Here is a 16,622-nt window from a genome sequence, read left to right as displayed (position 1 = left end):
CACGCCGCCAGCGTTCATCCTGAGCCAGGATCAAACTCTCCAATAAGAGTATTGATTGCTCAATAAATTTGTTACCTTAAATTAAAACGTTGACGCTTGTATTGTGTTCAGTTTTCAAAGAACTTTTTGACCGCCGCTCAGAAGCGACTTTATTAATATATCATGGTGATTTATTAATGTCAATAATATTTTCAAAAAGTTTTTACCGGCTGATTTGTGTTTCTCAGCGGCGAAATCTAATATACCACGGGGATCAATAATCCGTCAACACTAAAATCAAATATTTTTCTAAAATAATAAAAAAACCTTTGATATGAATAACACCCAGCCCCGCTAATACCAAAAGAGTTTACGTGCCAGTGAATATACCTATGAAAATAAAATCAACAATCTTGTACCCACTCTACTAAACGCACACCTAAAAAAACCCCTTCAATATGACTGAAGGAGTTCACTATGTTTATCTATTAACATTGTATGTTCTATGGAAAACACCTTTTCCTTTTGTTTCGATTGTTTCTACATTAATAAAATGTTTATCGACAAGGAAATCGAGATAGACCTCCAGGTCGACTGAATATACTTTTAACTCAGGAAGTTCCATAATCTCACCAAATGTCCAGGAGTCATTTCTTTGAGACAACACATTAAGAATATGAATGGCTCCACGTTTTGCTCTGGAATGTATAAGAAATTCACTTGCAAGGAAGAGAAGCTCTAGCCGTTTTTCAAGTGATTCTTCACTTTCTAAGAGCTCAATATACAGTTTATATATTTGTGGATCAATTTGTTTCACTTGGTTCCAGACGGTTATTTCGGGATGAAAGCCATTTTCGATAATCGCTAATCGTGCTAAATGATGAAGTGCATGAATGACATAATTATAGGCGTCTAGATGTTGTTTTGCATTAAAGAATGCTTTACCGTCCTGATATCTGCGAATTAGTTTCGCAAATTCGATTCCCATCTTAATTTGTCTTTCTTCAGTTGGAAATTCATGAAGCTCAGTTCTTAAGTCCGTAATGTATTCATTTCGATCAAAAAGTACTTTGCCGTTTACAATCCAGTTAACAATCTTCCGGTTAGAACCGAATAAGAGCCATTCTTTAAGTTGACTTTCTTTCACTGTATACAAGGTTGCTTTGTTTTTATCATAGTCATAATGTTTAATAAACACATTTTTCTCTGCCTCTTTTACTATTACAAGTAGGGCTATGTCAAAGTGATCTGTATGTGAAAAAGCATCCTTTCCCTTTTCTATAAGAATAACCCCTAACGTATTGGGTTGGCTTGCTCTTTCTTGGTAAAGAGGTCGAAGTAAATCCTCCATTTTGATTTCCTCCATTCAAATCCGATGCTAATATATTTCGACGCACAAAAAATAAAACCCTGCACATTTTAGGCAGAATCTTTTTTTTATTTTTATCTTTCTTTTTTATATTGTATAGTATATCTAGGAGGTTGTTTGAAATATGGGTGTAAAATATTCTAGTAAAATTAATAAAATTCGTTCTTTTGCTCTTGCTTTGATTTTCGCTGGATTTATTGTCATGTACGGGGGAATCTTCTTTAGAGAAAATGTTATCCTTATGACAATCTTTATGCTTCTTGGCCTTGTATTTATTTTAGCAAGTACAGTTGTTTATTTCTGGATTGGCTTGCTTTCGACACGAACCATTCAGATCATTTGTCCTTCTTGCGAAAAGCCAACTAAGATGTTAGGCAGAGTAGATGTATGTATGCATTGTAAGGAACCATTAACTCTTGATCCAGCACTTGAAGGGAAAGAGTTTGATGAGAAATACAATAGTAAAAAATATTCTAAAGTAGAAAAAAGCTGACAGGATGACCTGATCAGCTTTTTTTAATGTGCGCACTTTTTTTGACAATCTTGGCATGAACCGTAAATTTCCATTCGATGATGGCTAACCTTAAAGCCAGTCACATGTGCTGCCAATGCTTCCACTTCATCTAAACCTGGGTAGTGGAAGTCCACAATTTTCCCACATTCTTCACAAATTACGTGATAGTGCTGTGTTGTGATAAAATCAAAACGGCTTGATGAATCTCCGTAAGGCAATTCCTTCACTAAACCAACTTCACGGAATACACGAAGATTGTTATATACGGTTGCAACGCTCATGTTTGGGAACTTTCCTTCAAGTGCTTTATAGATATCATCTGCAGTAGGGTGACTCATTGAATTAATTAGATATTCTAATATCGCATGACGTTGCGGAGTGATTCGAACCCCGGTTTCTTTCAACGTATCAAGCGCTTCTTTCAAAAGATGTTCTGACACCGCCATGCACCTCTTTTCTAGTAAACATTATTACTTTATAATCCTTATAATTAGTGTATCTTGATTTCACTACTTTTGTCAACATATCTACCATTACTATATGACTAATCCCAGTGAAATACGCTTGTTTTACTGATTTTTTCACTGATGGAGTGTTGGTTCGCTTTGGCCAAGCTTCTGATTGACATAGCGAGCCGCAACAAAAAGAAAATCGGAAAGGCGGTTTAAATAGGATATTGCCAATGGATTTACGTCTTCCCCAACAGCTACGGCATTTCTTTCAGCTCTCCTTACAATGGTTCTTGCCACATGGAAGGCTGCACCCGCTTGATTGCCTCCAGGTAAAACAAAGTTTGTAAGCGGAGGATTCTCAGCATCCCATTTATCAATTGTTTCTTCTAATAAAGTAACGTCTTCCTCGGAAACTTTCCATTTTACTTCTTTCCCAGCAGGTGTGGCTAACTCTGCACCGACGTGAAACAAGGTCGTTTGAACTTTTTTGAAAATCTGCTCAACCTCAGATTTGCCATCGAATTGTGTAATATGCAGGTGACTTAAGCCTAATCCAATCATAGAATTTGCTTCATCACATGTTCCATATGCTTCAACACGCATATCCGTTTTTGAAACCCGCTGTCCATATACGAGTGAGGTCGTCCCTTTATCACCTGTTTTTGTATAGATTTTCATCTTAATACCCCCGGTTCAAGTCAATTTTATTGATAAATTCATTGCCGCCTTGTTTATATATATGAAGATTTTTTTCAAAGATTTCAAATGATCTTGGTTGATAATATTGTGACTTACTTGAGATATGCGGAGTTACGGTGACATTCTCTAGCGTCCAAAATGGATGGTCGGCAGGAAGTGGTTCCTGTTCAAATACATCCAATACGGCATGTAAAATTTTCTTAGATTGCATGGCCTTTAATATGACATCTTCTTTCACTAAATCTCCACGACCAATATTGATGAAAATGGCATCCTTTTTCATACGATCAAAATGGCTTTCGTTGAGAATATATTTTGTTTCATTGGTACTTGGCAGGACCGAAACAAAATAGTCAGCATTTTCACAGATATCATTTAGCCCATCAAATTGAACCATTTCGTCTATATATTCATGCTTTCTGCCGCTGCGAGTTAATCCAATGGTCTTCATGTTAAAGGCTTTTGCAAGTCTTGCAATTTCGCCGCCAATCGCACCAACACCTAAGATTCCGATTGTTTTTCCATATAACTCGCCAACTGGAAAATGGGTGAGCCGATCCCAGCTTTTATGCTTTTGCTGTTCAACGATTGTCTTATTTTTCTTGGTAATATGCAGCATCATGGAAAGGGTGTATTCAGCCATTGGGATTTTGTGAATGCCTCGAACATTTGTGACGAGGATTCCTTTTTCCTCAATCGCTTTAAAAGGCATTAGCTCAAGTCCCGCTGAGATCACCATGATCCATTTTAGATTCTTTGCCATTTGAATATGCTCAGGGATTAAGTCCTCCCCATATGTAAGTAATATGTCTGCGTTATGTAGTTTAGGTAAGGCTTTCTCAATATCCTCACAATAGATAAATTCTTCATCCGGAAACGCCTTTTTCATGTTTTCTGTAACTTCGTCGATTGGAATAAATGTTGATAAGATTCGCATAATACGCCTCCTTACCTATATAGTAACAAGTTTGTTTAAAAGGTGAAAGCAAAAAAAGGTGCGAGATTTCTCTCGCACTAAAATTCGCTAACATCTGAGGAGGTATGCCCTACACTTATAAGATACGTCCGTTATATCGAAAGTGTATAGACGTTTGACTCTGTCTGTGAAAAATAGGCTACCCTATCAGTCCGTCCACTTGAAGTATTTTAATCCAATCACTGTTGATACAATTAAAATCCCCAGTAAGATTCCAATGTCAAAAAGTGCATCTGTTGTAAAAAGTGTTCCGTTCCAGCCATTTCGTAAGACGTTTACAACATAGGTTAATGGTACGATGGCAGCAATTTTTTGAAGAACCTCTGGATATGTTTCCAAGGGAATCGTTGCTCCGGATAAAAACATCATCGGGTACATTGCAATCATCGCAATTCCTAAAGCTGTCTGCATACGCTTTGTCACACTTGAAACGATAAAACCAATTGAGAAAAATGTAACCGCACAAAATGTTAAGGCTGCAAAAAACTCAAAAGGATGCTCAGTTAATACAGAATTAAATCCGAACTTTGCAATTAATAGAATTTCAGCGACACCAACATAGATAGCGATAAAGCCTTTTAAAATCGTTGCAGTAAAAATCGCATGTTGATTAATAGGTGTTCCCTTTAAGCGTTTGTATACACCTTTTTCCCGGTCAATTACAATTTGCAGTCCCATTGTGAAAAAGGCTGTGGTAAAAATAATGATGGCGATCATGCTTGGAATATAGGCTTGAAAGTAATTTAGCCCTTCATATGTGTTTGATTCGAACATGAATCCGAACACTACAAAACTGACGGCTGGGACGATAAAGGTAAACAGTAAAGCTAATGTCTCACGAAAAAATAATTTTAATTCCATTTGTGTATGTGTAAGAATTGATTGCATGTTAATTTCCCCCTTATTGTGAAACCGCATATTTTAGGTATACATCTTCCATCGTTCCTGCACCTTGCAGGTAAGAATCAATTAGATTCTGCGGCTGGTCGCAAGCGACAAGTTTTCCTTTTCTAATAATCGCGATTCGGTCACAGTGCTTCTGCGCTTCATCCATGTAATGTGTAGAAAGAAGAATCGTTTTTCCTTCTTCACGGTAGCGATTGATGCAAATCCAGAGATCACGTCTTGCCTGTGGATCTAAGCCGGTCGTCGGTTCATCGAGAAAAATAATGTCAGGGTCGTTTACAAGTGCTAATGCTAATGATGTTCGTTGCTGCCAGCCGCCTGATAGATTCTTAACATATTTATTGAGATAAGGTTGAAGCCCGAGCGTTTCGATGATTTCCTGTAAGTCTCGTTTTTTATCGTAATAGGAACTAAATAGTTTCAAAGCTTCCTTGACTTTAATTCGGTCGTAAAGCGCTGTTTGTTGAAGCTGGATGCCAATTTTTTGTTTAATTTCGTTCGATGCATCATCGACGTTCATCCCAAGGACTTTTACGGTTCCAGTGTCTGGTTTGCGAATGCCCATCATGATTTCGAGGGTAGTTGATTTTCCGGCACCGTTTGCACCAATGATTCCTAGTACCTCTCCTTTTTTGACTTGTAAGCTGATGCTGTCAACTGCTTTTACGTCTCCATAGCTTTTTGATATATTTGTAAGTTCGATTACATGTTGATTCATTTTTAGGTCCTCCTTTTAAGTTCCCTTTGCTTTGTTACCCTTATCATAGACAGCGAACCTTAACTAAACCTTAAGTGAGACTTATATCTTGCTTAAGAATGAAAAAAAGGTAAGCCTGCGGCTATACCTTTTGAATTGGGAGTTCGATTATGAAGTTTGTTTTTCCTTGCTTTGGTGTGGTGTCGACATAGATGGTGCCATTATGGAGTTCCACGATTTTCTTTGTGATGGCAAGACCGAGACCGGATCCACCGTCGTTCATCCTGCTTTTATCCCCTCTTACAAACGGATCAAATAATGTTTGGGCGATTTCCTCACGAATGCCAACCCCATTGTCACCGACTTCAATGAAAATGTTATCTTCTGTTTGAATTAATGTAAGATAAATTTCCGTACCGTCCGGATTGTATTTATTCGTATTTTGGAGCAGATTGGATATCGCTCGATTAAGTAGTTTTGGATCGAATGGATACATCAATTTTTTATCAGGAATGTTGATCTCAAGCTCCATTTCTTTTTCCTCAAATAAATCAAAATGCTCCGCAATGACCCCACGGTAAAATTCGCAAATGTCTTTCATCTCTTTTTGAATAGGCACATCTGGGCTATCCAACTTAGAAAACATAAAGAGCTCATCAATCAAGGATGTTACCCGAATAGACTTGTCATAAATGTATGTTAAGTATTTTTTCATTTGCTCTTCTTCTGTTACTACACCTTCATATAACGCTTTCGAATATCCTTGAATCGTCGTAATGGGTGTTTTTAAATCATGGGAGATGTCTGCAAGCATTTGCTTTTTACTTTCTTCCAGTCTCGTCATTTCCCGATTTTTCCGCTCTAACTCTTCTGCCGTTCTCCTTAAGACTTCACTCATTTCCTTGTACTTAATGGACCCCTTAATAATAAATGGTAAAATACTGCCACCGAAAATAGGAGGTCCTAAATTTAGGATGGCGTAATATTCTCCGGATAGGACAACTTGATAGACCAAGATAAGAGCAAAAAATGTGAACAAACCGCACACAATATACATCCATTGCACCGGAAGACGAGTCACTTGATACACAACAATAAAAATCATAAACGTATATAAGGGATCGTACATGAATCCAAATAATAGAATGATTGATACTTGGACAAGAACGAACGTAAGTATGTGCTGCGGGCTCCAGAAAGCCTGCCGGTAGGCGACAACAAGGATCGCCATTAATAACAAGCCAAATAGCAATTTCCCCTGGGATTCTTGAAATAAAAAGTAGAGTGGAATGGCCAGGTTCGCGATGTATATATACGGGATGAACCCTTCTTTTTCCGGAAAAATCCGATCAACTATTTTTTTCATTGATTTCTTCCTCACGATTTCACTATTTCTGATTTATAAATTTATAGCCTAATCCTCTAATCGTTTTAATGTAGATGGGTTTTTTCGGATTTTCCTCAAGCTTTTCTCTTAGCTTTGAGATATGTACATTGATCGTATTGTCCTCTTCGCCGCCCATATAGTAGTCATCCCATGCCCGTTCAAAGATTTGTTGTTTCGTATAGACCCTTCCAGGTGAACTCATTAATAATTCAAGAATCCTATATTCGATTTTTGTGAGAGTGATTGTTACATCCCCCTTAATTGCTGAAAAGGAATTTTCATCTAAAACAATATCGCCTACTTTAATTTGAAGATTTTCACTTTCGGCTGCTGGCTCCTGCTTGTAGCTGTAGCTTCTTCTAAGCTGAGCCTGAACCCTTGCGATCACTTCTAGTGGATTAAAGGGCTTTGGAATGAAGTCGTCTGCGCCGAGCCCAAGCCCTAGAATCTTATCATTGTCGTCATTCTTAGCAGAGATGATAATGATCGGGATATGCAAGTTCTGTCTCACTCTTTTTATGAGCTGATAGCCGTTAATGTTTGGCATCATCAGGTCAACAAGCATGAGGTCGATGGTTTCCTTCTCGATGATTCTTAGTGCTTCCCTACCGTCAAAGGCTTCTAGTATTCTATAATTCTCTTTTTCCAAATAAAGACTAAGCAGCTCGACAATCTCCGGCTGATCGTCCACAATCAAAATCGTCCGACTCATCCGAGTGCCCCCTTTCAACAATTCCATTTTCTTTCCAGTATAACAAAATCAAGGGTATCTTGGTGTATTTTTTTAAGGAGCTTGAGGTTGCGGGACATTGTTGGGTGGTTATCACCTGAGATTGTACGGTGAGAATTCACTTGCAGGACATGTTTGAGCTATTTTAGCTCTAGCTTGTACCGCAAGAACACGCTTTTGGTACATAGCTCTTATCTTTTTCATCCTACCTTGTACCGCAAAACCATTTGAAAGCTCTACTTTTGGATATTTTAGGAAAAAGCCATGTCATAAGAAGACTATTTGTCATGACTTTTGGATAATACTGTAAAAACCACCACTATAAAGGCATTATATACAATCACTTATGGATAAAATAGGAAAAACCTATGCCTTAAACGCACTATATGCTATTACTTTTGTTAATAACCGGAAAAAACTGCATCTTAAAACCTACCCACTTTCCCACTCCTAAAAATTAGAAACCTAAACCCCATTTCAAATAAAAAAAGCCGCCCAGAGAATCAGTTTTTACACTGATTTTCCGGACAGCCTTCATTCACAGCTTATTTTAATTCTGCTAAGATTTCTTCAATTTTTGCAAGCTCAGATGTTAAGCCGCCACCGCTTAGGTACCAAAGTACACCATCTAAATAAATGATATGTTTGTTTTGATATGCTTGTGTTTTCTGAACGATTGCGTTTTCCATATCTTTGTCAATATTAGATTGGCCGCCTACTGCTGCAGTACGGTCGATAACGAATAGCACTTCTGGATCAAATTCTAGAATGGCTTCAAATCCAAAGTTTGAACCGTGGGAAGAAGCTGCGATATCTTCGGTTACTGGCGTGAAACCGTAAATATCATAAATGTAACCAAAACGTGAGTTTGAAGCGAAACCTGATAATTTACCTTCATTGTACATTGTTACTAGAGAAGTTTTATAGTTGCCAGATAAAGCCTTAACTTCTTCTATAGCTGATTCAATTTTTGCAATATGCTCTTTTGCTTCATCTTCTTTATCAAACATTTTCGCAGCTACATCTACTGAAGCTAGGAATGTGTTCCAGTAGTCATCCTGTGATGTTCCAACAAATACAACAGGTGCGATTTCTTTTAATTCCTCATAGTATGGTGCTAAACGACCTGAAATGTAGATAACATCTGGACCGATTTCAGCGATATCTTCAAGTAATGGTTCTTTTAAAGTTCCGACATTCACGTAGTCATCGCTCGCATATTCTTCAAGGTTTTCAGGCAAGCTGGAATCTTGAGGAACCCCTACAACACCTTCAACACCAAGAGTATCTAATGTATCTAGGAAACCATAATCAAAAACGACGATTTTTTCTGGCATTGCATCGAAAGTTTCATCTTCAAAATTAACAGTACCTGCTTCTTCACTTTCAGAAGACGTAAGTGTTGGAGAAACAGTCATTGGGTATTGCCCTGTTGCTTCACTAGTTGCTTGTTCTCCTGCAACATCTGTCTCATTTGCTTTTTCCTTTGCAGCCTCATCATCATTCCCGCACGCCGTAAGCGCTAACGTCAGTGCTAAAACTGCACCTGCTAATTTCCACTTTTTCATGGATTTTCCTCTCCTTTATAAACATTATGTATTTTTGAAATAAAAATGAGAATCATTATCATTGATAACTATTCTCATTATAGAGTCATACCCAACTTCCGTCAATACAAAATAAACAAATATTTTTTCTTTATTCTGTAAAAAATTAGAGACATAGAATGCCTATTTCTTTTGACCTAAAAAAAAGACCTAGAGACTGAATTCCCTAGATCTTTATGCATGTGAATTGAAGTAAACGCAAATTCGACAGCCATTTTGTTCTTGAACCGGAATTTCCATATCATAGATTTCACGCAGTGCATCACGATTAATAATTTCATGTGTTGGTCCATTTTTTACAAGCTTGCCATCTTTTAACGCGACAATTCGATCTGAATACACGGATGCAAAATTAATATCATGCAAAACGATCACAACGGTTTTACCAAGCTCATCAACAAGCTTTCGTAAAATCTTCATAATTTGAACGGAGTGCTTCATATCTAAGTTATTCAATGGCTCATCAAGCAATACATAGTCTGTATCCTGTGCAATAACCATTGCAATAAAAGCACGCTGCCGTTGTCCACCGGAAAGCTCATCTAAAAACATATCCTGGATATCAGTTAAATTCATATATTCTAAAGCTTGGTTAATGAATTTTTCATCTTCGTCTGCCAGGCGGCCCTTTGAATAAGGATAGCGCCCAAATGCAACAAGCTCACGAATCGTTAAACGTACATTTAAATAATTGGATTGTTTTAAAATCGAAACCCGTTTTGCAAACTCGGATGACTTCCACTTTTTCACATTATTTTGATCAAGTAAAACTTCCCCAGTATCAGAATCCAATAATCGACTTACCATAGAAAGAAGCGTAGATTTACCTGCACCATTCGGTCCGATAAACGATGTAATCGTACCCGGCTCTATGTTTATAGACACATCTTCGACAACAGGCTTTTTCCCAAAATACTTCGATAAACCTTTGATTTCAATCATCATGCTGACCTACTTTCTTTTAATAGTAAGAAAATGAAGTAAAGACCACCGATAAAGTTGATGATGACACTTAATGTGGTACGTAATTCAAAAATATGTTCAACGAGGAACTGACCACCGACAAGAGCAATGACACTCATTAAGCTGGCCCCGAGAATGAGAATCGAGTGTTTATACGTAACCAAAAATTGATACGCAAGATTCGCGACAATTAAACCGAAAAATGTAATCGGACCAACTAATGCAGTTGAAGTCGCAATTAACACCGATGATAAAATTAAGATATTCATAACCATCTTGTCATAATTTACGCCAAGGTTCATCGCGTTTTCACGGCCCAGTGACATGACATCTAACTTATCCATAATGAGGTAACCGTAAATAAAGGCAATGAGTAAAATCCCAATTGCAATATATAAAAGCTCTGCCTTCACATTTGTAAAGGTAGCAAATAAGCGACTTTGCAGACTTAAATATTCGACTGGATCGATCATCACCTGTAAAAATGTGACGAGGCTTCCCAACAAGGTTCCGATGATCATCCCAATTAATAGAAGTAAATAGATCGGATGTTTGTCTGACCGGAATAAGAAACGGTACAGGATGAGCGCAAATAATACCATGGCGATAATGGCTGCACCGAAGTTTAAATATTTATTTAACACCCATACAGACATTGAACCTGCAAAGAAATAGATTAATGTTTGTACGACTTCATACATCGAGTCGAGTCCCATCATCGAAGGAGTCAGAATACGGTTTTGCGTAATCGTTTGGAACACAACGGTCGAATATGCAATCGCAATTCCGGTTACAACCATTGCTGTAACCCTGGTCATCCGTTTCGGGAAGGCATAATCAAATCCACCTTTTAAATCATAAAATCCATATGCCACGATACAAATGATGGCAAGGACGGCTAAGAGAATCAATTTTGTACTATTTCGCATATGCTTTCCCCCTAAATAACATCGTTAAGAAGATCGCACTGCCGATTACTGCAACCGTAACATTGACCGGTATCTCGTAAGGATGGACAATGACTCTACCTAAAATATCACAGATTAATAGAAACACTACCCCTAAAGCAGCTGTATGAGGAATCGTTTTTCGTAAGTTATCCCCTAAATAAAGCGATACAATATTCGGAACAATTAATCCTAAAAAGGGAATGACTCCAACCGTTAATACCACAGTTGTTGAAATAATCGCGACGAGAACTAGACCTATATTTAAGACAAATTTATAGCTTAACCCAAGGTTTTTCGCAAAATCCTCACCCATACCAGCAACGGTAAATTTATTCGCAAAAATATACGCTAAGATAACTGCTGGAATCGCTATATATAAAAGCTCATAGCGTCCTGCGATAACCAAAGTGAAGCTTCCCATTAACCAAGATGAAATGTTTTGAATCAGATCTGCTTCATATGCAAAAAATGTTGCGATGGATGACAGGATATTTCCGTACATAATCCCGATTAAAGGAACGAAAATTGCATCCTTAAACTTAATTTTATCTAAAATTTGCATGAAAATGAGTGTACCCACTAAAGCAAATGCGAAGCTAAAAATAATCTGTTGTGTATAGGAAACATTTGTAAAGAACAGCATTGATATCAAAATCCCAAGCTTTGCTGCATCTAATGTACCTGCTGTTGTTGGGGATACGAATTTATTTCTGCTCAAGCTTTGCATAATTAATCCTGCAATACTCATCCCTGCTCCCGCCAGAATGATCGCCATTAACCGAGGAACCCGACTAATTAGGAAAATCTGTGTCTCATCTGATTCCCAATCCAGTAAATGCATCGGTGTTATATCAATAGCCCCAATAAATAGCGATATGAAGGAAAGGACGATGCCAGCGATAATTAACATCCATAGTTTCATATGTAAATCCTCATAACATGTATTTTATTAGTATATGACAAATGAAAACGATTATCATTACTAATACCTTCATTATAAGTAAAGAATATTGTAAAATCAACCTTCAAATAGGAATACGAGTGGCTTATATCACACCACCCGCATCCTATCCAAGCACTGGCCCCACTTGTGTTTATAGCGATACCCCAGTGAGGTTTCGACCAGTACTTTCCTATTTAATTTCACAAAAACTTCACAAGTTTTCTTTTATGTAAGATAGAGCTTCCTCAACATGGCCTTTGACTGATACTTTGCGCCATTCTTTTACGAGATTTCCTTCTTTATCAATAATGAAGGTGGAGCGCTCAATGCCCATGTATTCCTTGCCGAAATTTTTCTTAAGCTTCCAAACTCCATATTTTTCAGCTATTTCATGTTCTTCATCTACTACTAATAGAAACGGCAGATCATATTTATCAATGAATTTTTTGTGGCGCTCTAATGAATCCGTGCTAACACCTAGTATCACAGTGTCTAGTCCACTGAAGCTTTCATGTGCGTCTCTAAAATCACACGCCTCTGTGGTGCATCCTGGTGTCATATCTTTCGGGTAAAAATAAAGCACGACATTCTTTCCTTTAAAATCTGCCAGTGAAACTTTTTCTCCATTACTACCAGTAGCCGTGAACTCAGGTGCCTTTTTTCCAACTTCAATTGTCATTCCAATTACCTCCTGTATTTTCCTATTAATGATAGGTTACATAATTTTATAGGTATATACAAATAAACCGGATTTGGGATTTGTGCTAAAATAGAATCGTTGAGTTCAAAACTAGGAGGAACATATTAGATGAATCATTCAAATTCAGAAGAATTATATAGTGAAGCACTGGAGCATATCGTTGGAGGTGTAAATAGTCCATCACGTTCGTATAAAGCGGTTGGCGGTGGTGCACCGGTAGCAATGGAACGTGCAAAAGGAGCTTATTTTTGGGATGTGGACGGAAATAAATACATAGATTATTTAGCAGCATATGGCCCAATCATTACTGGTCATGCTCACCCCCATATTACCGAGGCCATTACAAAAGCAGCTGAGACAGGTGTTTTATACGGAACGCCAACACCACATGAAGTGAAGTTTGCAAAAATGCTGAAAGAAGCCATGCCTGGCATGGATAAAGTTCGTTTTGTAAACTCAGGTACAGAAGCTGTGATGACAACGATTCGTGTCGCACGTGCTTATACAAACAGAACGAAAATCATTAAATTTGCAGGCTGCTATCACGGTCACTCTGATCTTGTGCTTGTTGCAGCCGGATCAGGTCCTTCAACTCTTGGAACGCCTGACTCCGCCGGTGTTCCAAAGAGCATCGCCCAGGAAGTCATCACGGTTCCATTCAATGATATCGAGCCTTTTAAAGAGGCACTTGCAAAATGGGGTCAAGAAATCGCAGGCGTTCTTGTTGAACCAATCGTTGGGAACTTCGGAATCGTCGAACCGAAGGAAGGCTTTCTGGAGCAAGTCCTTGAGCTTTCGCATGAGGCAGGTGCACTCGTTATTTTTGATGAAGTCATTACGGCTTTCCGTTTTATGTACGGCGGAGCTCAAAATCTATTAGGCATCACACCTGACTTAACCGCGCTTGGAAAAATAATCGGTGGCGGTCTTCCAATTGGGGCTTACGGCGGTAAAAAGGAAATTATGGAGCAGGTTGCCCCACTCGGTCCGGCTTACCAAGCTGGTACCATGGCCGGGAACCCGGCATCCATGCTTTCCGGAATTGCTTGCCTTGAAGTCCTTCAAGAAGAAGGGCTGTATGAAAAATTAGATCAACTTGGCACAATGCTTGAAGATGGAATTCTAAAGCATGCTGCAACCTACAATGTACCTATTACGATTAATCGCTTAAAAGGTGCTTTAACTGTTTTCTTTACAGATGAAAAGATTGAAAACTATGAGCAGGCTGAGAATACGAACGGAGAAATGTTCGGACGCTTCTTCAAATTAATGCTAAGCCAAGGCATCAATCTCGCTCCTTCCAAATATGAAGCATGGTTCCTCACCATTTCTCATACGGAAGATGACATTGTTGAGACACTAAAAGCTGTTGAATACGCGTTTAAAAATCTTTAATATGTTTTTAGAACCTGCCGGGTGGCAGGTTCTTTTTATTTTTAGTGCTGAAATAAGGAATTGCGCTTTGGGGAGTGGGAATTGCGCTTTAATCGGTTGGAATTGCGCGTTATTTTTGGGAATTGCGCTTTAATCGGTTGGAATTGCGCTTTATTCGAAGGAATTGCGCTTTATTTTAATTATTTGCGTTTTACGCGGGCCATTCGCGTCAAATTCATAGTATTATCATACCAACAGTGGGCAGTGCAATTGGGACATGTTTCTCTTGCTATAAGCATAAAATCATTGTATGATACATTATTGGTTTAGATTATGGAGAAAAGGCTAAGTATAAGAGAACAGCTTTTTTATAGAAAGGATTCGAAACAATGAAATTTGGTGCCCGCATGCTAAAAACGGGAATTGCCATCACGCTTGCGTTAATGATAGCAAAGCTTTTAGAGCTGCCCTCGCCGGTATTTGCTGGGATTGCAGCTGTTTTTGCGATTCAACCTTCGATCTACCGCTCTTACTTAACGGTGATTGAACAGGTTCAGGCAAATGTAATTGGTGCATTTTTTGCGGTTCTTTTTGGAATGTATTTTGGCAATAATGCATTTATCATTGGACTAACTGTCGTTCTAGTAATCGCAATTAACCTTAGATTTAAGATGGAAAAAACGATTTCTGTCGCAATTGTGACGGTCATCGCCATTATGGAAAGTCCAAGTGAACAGTTTATCGAATTCGCAAGTCTGCGTTTTCTTGCCATTCTTTTGGGGATTTTATCCGCATTTTTGGTTAATCTTATTTTTCTCCCGCCTAAATACGAGAAAAAACTATATGACGCAATTGTCGAGCAATCTGAGGAAATCTTTAAATGGGTCCGTGTTAGTACAAGGCATGCTTCAGAGTACAATACGTTAAAAGACGATATCGATAAAATTAAAGAAAATATCATTCAAATTGACCAGTTATTTCTCCTTTATAAAGAGGAACGGAATTATTTTAAAAAGGTAGAATATGAAAAGTCCAGAAAGCTTGTTTTGTTTCGACAAATGATTGTATGTACAAATCGAGCCTTGGATACACTTAAAAGACTGCACAGGCATGAAAATGAGCTTCAAGAATTACCGATTCGATTCCAGCAATTATTTGTGAAGGAAATCGATGATCTTCTCCATTCCCATGAGCAAATTCTCTTAAAGTTCGTAGGAAAAGTGAAGGTTCAAGCACCTGAGGAGTTAAGGCTGGATTTTGCATTTGATCGAAAAAAGGTCATTGATACGTTGTTTGAGCACAAGCGACCAACAGCTGAAGAGGATGAAGAAACCTGGTATCACTTAATGACACTTGTATCTGCTATTTTTGAATACTCGGAACAGCTCGAGAGATTAGATACGTTGGTAGATAGTTTTCAAAATTTCCATAGCGAAGTGATTGTGGAGGAAGTTAAAAACAGCTAACACGAGTTAGCTGTTTTTTATTGCTTCATTTTTGGATCAAGGGCATCTCGCAACCCATCACCCATTAGATTAAAGCCAAGCACTGTCAGCATGATGGCAATTCCCGGAAAAATCATTGTCCACGGAGCCTGTGTTAAGTAATTCTTTGAATCTGCAAGCATCTTTCCCCATTCCGGATTTGGCGGCTGTGCTCCCATACCAAGAAAGCCGAGTGCTGCCGCTTCAATAATGGCTGTTGCAATTGCAAGTGATGCCTGGACAATAATAGGCGCCATACTATTTGGCAAAATATGATGAAATAAAATGCGCCGGTCCTTCATTCCGACGGCACGGGCGGCGGTTATATATTCCTCTTCCTTCACACTCAATACCCTTGACCGAATCAGCCTTCCGAAGTTTGGCACATTGATGATCGCAATCGCAATCAACGCATTTCTTAGGGACGGGCCAAGAATTGCAACAATCGCAAGGGCAAGTAGAATACTTGGAAATGCTAGTAAAATATCAAACATGCGGCTAATTAAGTTATCCACCCATCGCCCGTAGTAGCCTGCTAGAATCCCAAGCAAGCTTCCGACAATGGCTGAACCCATTACTGCAAAAAAACCAACCCTTAGTGAAATTCTTGCCCCAAAAATGATTCTTGATAATATATCCCTTCCAAAGTCATCCGTACCAAGCCAATGATCGCTAGACGGCGGCTGAAGGCGGTTGGCAAGGTTTTTTTCATCAATCCCTTGAGGAGCGATTAAAGGTGCAAAAATTGCAAGAATGATAAAAAAGAAAACAATACAAGTGCCCACAAGGGCTAATTTATTTTTTCCAAAGCTTCGCCATGCTTCCTTCCAAGGTGAAACAGCCTCAGTTTTTTTCATTGCCAGATCCGTGTTTGCAAGCTCTGCCATTCTTT

General features: G+C 38.5%; 17 protein-coding genes. 3 read left to right on the top strand and 14 right to left on the bottom strand.

Annotation, left to right across the window (positions count from 1 at the left end):
- Window positions 1-460: 460 nt before the first annotated feature.
- Entirely contained in the window at window positions 461-1,330 is an 870-nt protein-coding gene (locus LKW28_RS20745; protein ID WP_229142334.1) for a nucleotidyltransferase-like protein, read from the bottom strand.
- A 142-nt stretch (window positions 1,331-1,472) separates the two neighbouring features.
- Here LKW28_RS20745 and LKW28_RS20740 point away from each other — a divergent pair, with 142 nt between their 5' ends.
- Window positions 1,473-1,841 carry a YgzB family protein gene (locus LKW28_RS20740; protein ID WP_229142333.1) on the top strand — a complete coding sequence of 123 codons (369 nt, stop codon included), beginning with the start codon at window positions 1,473-1,475 and terminating at the stop codon, window positions 1,839-1,841.
- A gap of 23 nt (window positions 1,842-1,864) precedes the next feature.
- On the opposite strand, the gene perR is transcribed toward LKW28_RS20740, so the two are convergent.
- The 12 genes from perR to bcp all read right to left on the bottom strand — a co-directional run bounded on the left by perR (window position 1,865) and on the right by bcp (window position 12,851).
- Window positions 1,865-2,302 carry a peroxide-responsive transcriptional repressor PerR gene (perR, locus tag LKW28_RS20735; protein WP_229142332.1) on the bottom strand — a complete coding sequence of 146 codons (438 nt, stop codon included), beginning with the start codon at window positions 2,300-2,302 and terminating at the stop codon, window positions 1,865-1,867.
- Window positions 2,303-2,443: 141 nt separating this feature from the next.
- On the bottom strand, window positions 2,444-2,992 hold the full coding sequence (locus LKW28_RS20730; protein WP_229142331.1) for a cob(I)yrinic acid a,c-diamide adenosyltransferase: 549 nt from the start codon (window positions 2,990-2,992) through the stop codon (window positions 2,444-2,446).
- A 1-nt stretch (window position 2,993) separates the two neighbouring features.
- Entirely contained in the window at window positions 2,994-3,950 is a 957-nt protein-coding gene (locus LKW28_RS20725) for a D-2-hydroxyacid dehydrogenase (RefSeq protein ID WP_229142330.1), read from the bottom strand.
- Window positions 3,951-4,136: 186 nt separating this feature from the next.
- Window positions 4,137-4,877: an ABC transporter permease gene (locus tag LKW28_RS20720; RefSeq protein ID WP_229142329.1), complete on the bottom strand. Its 741-nt coding sequence runs from the start codon at window positions 4,875-4,877 to the stop codon at window positions 4,137-4,139.
- A 13-nt stretch (window positions 4,878-4,890) separates the two neighbouring features.
- The gene (locus LKW28_RS20715; RefSeq protein WP_229142328.1) at window positions 4,891-5,613 is read right to left on the bottom strand and encodes an ABC transporter ATP-binding protein; all 723 of its coding nucleotides are present in this window, start codon (window positions 5,611-5,613) and stop codon (window positions 4,891-4,893) included.
- Window positions 5,614-5,734: 121 nt separating this feature from the next.
- Window positions 5,735-6,958 carry a sensor histidine kinase gene (locus LKW28_RS20710; protein ID WP_229142327.1) on the bottom strand — a complete coding sequence of 408 codons (1,224 nt, stop codon included), beginning with the start codon at window positions 6,956-6,958 and terminating at the stop codon, window positions 5,735-5,737.
- Between the two features lie 22 nt (window positions 6,959-6,980).
- Window positions 6,981-7,691: a response regulator transcription factor gene (locus LKW28_RS20705; protein ID WP_229142326.1), complete on the bottom strand. Its 711-nt coding sequence runs from the start codon at window positions 7,689-7,691 to the stop codon at window positions 6,981-6,983.
- Window positions 7,692-8,254: 563 nt separating this feature from the next.
- A complete protein-coding gene (locus LKW28_RS20700; RefSeq protein ID WP_229142325.1) occupies window positions 8,255-9,277 on the bottom strand; it encodes a siderophore ABC transporter substrate-binding protein in 1,023 nt (340 codons plus the stop codon).
- A gap of 213 nt (window positions 9,278-9,490) precedes the next feature.
- Window positions 9,491-10,258, bottom strand: coding sequence for an ABC transporter ATP-binding protein (locus LKW28_RS20695; RefSeq protein ID WP_229142324.1), 768 nt, complete (start codon window positions 10,256-10,258; stop codon window positions 9,491-9,493).
- Complete coding sequence (locus LKW28_RS20690; RefSeq protein WP_229142323.1) at window positions 10,258-11,208, bottom strand: iron chelate uptake ABC transporter family permease subunit; 951 nt, start codon at window positions 11,206-11,208, stop codon at window positions 10,258-10,260. The genes LKW28_RS20695 and LKW28_RS20690 overlap by 1 nt, the downstream gene beginning before the upstream one ends.
- Window positions 11,198-12,151, bottom strand: a complete 954-nt coding sequence (locus tag LKW28_RS20685) for an ABC transporter permease (protein ID WP_229142322.1) — start codon at window positions 12,149-12,151, stop codon at window positions 11,198-11,200. The genes LKW28_RS20690 and LKW28_RS20685 overlap by 11 nt, the downstream gene beginning before the upstream one ends.
- A gap of 232 nt (window positions 12,152-12,383) precedes the next feature.
- Window positions 12,384-12,851, bottom strand: a complete 468-nt coding sequence (gene bcp / locus LKW28_RS20680) for a thioredoxin-dependent thiol peroxidase (protein WP_229142321.1) — start codon at window positions 12,849-12,851, stop codon at window positions 12,384-12,386.
- Window positions 12,852-12,980: 129 nt separating this feature from the next.
- Between bcp and LKW28_RS20675 the strand changes: the two genes are divergently transcribed.
- A complete protein-coding gene (locus LKW28_RS20675; RefSeq protein ID WP_229142320.1) occupies window positions 12,981-14,267 on the top strand; it encodes a glutamate-1-semialdehyde 2,1-aminomutase in 1,287 nt (428 codons plus the stop codon).
- Between the two features lie 368 nt (window positions 14,268-14,635).
- Window positions 14,636-15,712 (top strand): FUSC family protein, encoded by a 1,077-nt coding sequence (locus tag LKW28_RS20670; RefSeq protein WP_229142319.1) that lies wholly within the window; start codon window positions 14,636-14,638, stop codon window positions 15,710-15,712.
- A 17-nt stretch (window positions 15,713-15,729) separates the two neighbouring features.
- Here LKW28_RS20670 and nikC read toward each other — a convergent pair whose 3' ends face one another.
- Window positions 15,730-16,617: a nickel transporter permease gene (gene nikC / locus LKW28_RS20665; RefSeq protein WP_229142318.1), complete on the bottom strand. Its 888-nt coding sequence runs from the start codon at window positions 16,615-16,617 to the stop codon at window positions 15,730-15,732.
- Window positions 16,618-16,622: the final 5 nt, after the last annotated feature.

The sequence above is a fragment of the Bacillus sp. REN16 genome (assembly GCF_020731355.1).
Taxonomy (GTDB): Bacteria; Bacillota; Bacilli; order Bacillales; family Bacillaceae_L; genus Ferdinandcohnia.
This window is presented reverse-complemented; position numbering and strand designations above follow the sequence as displayed.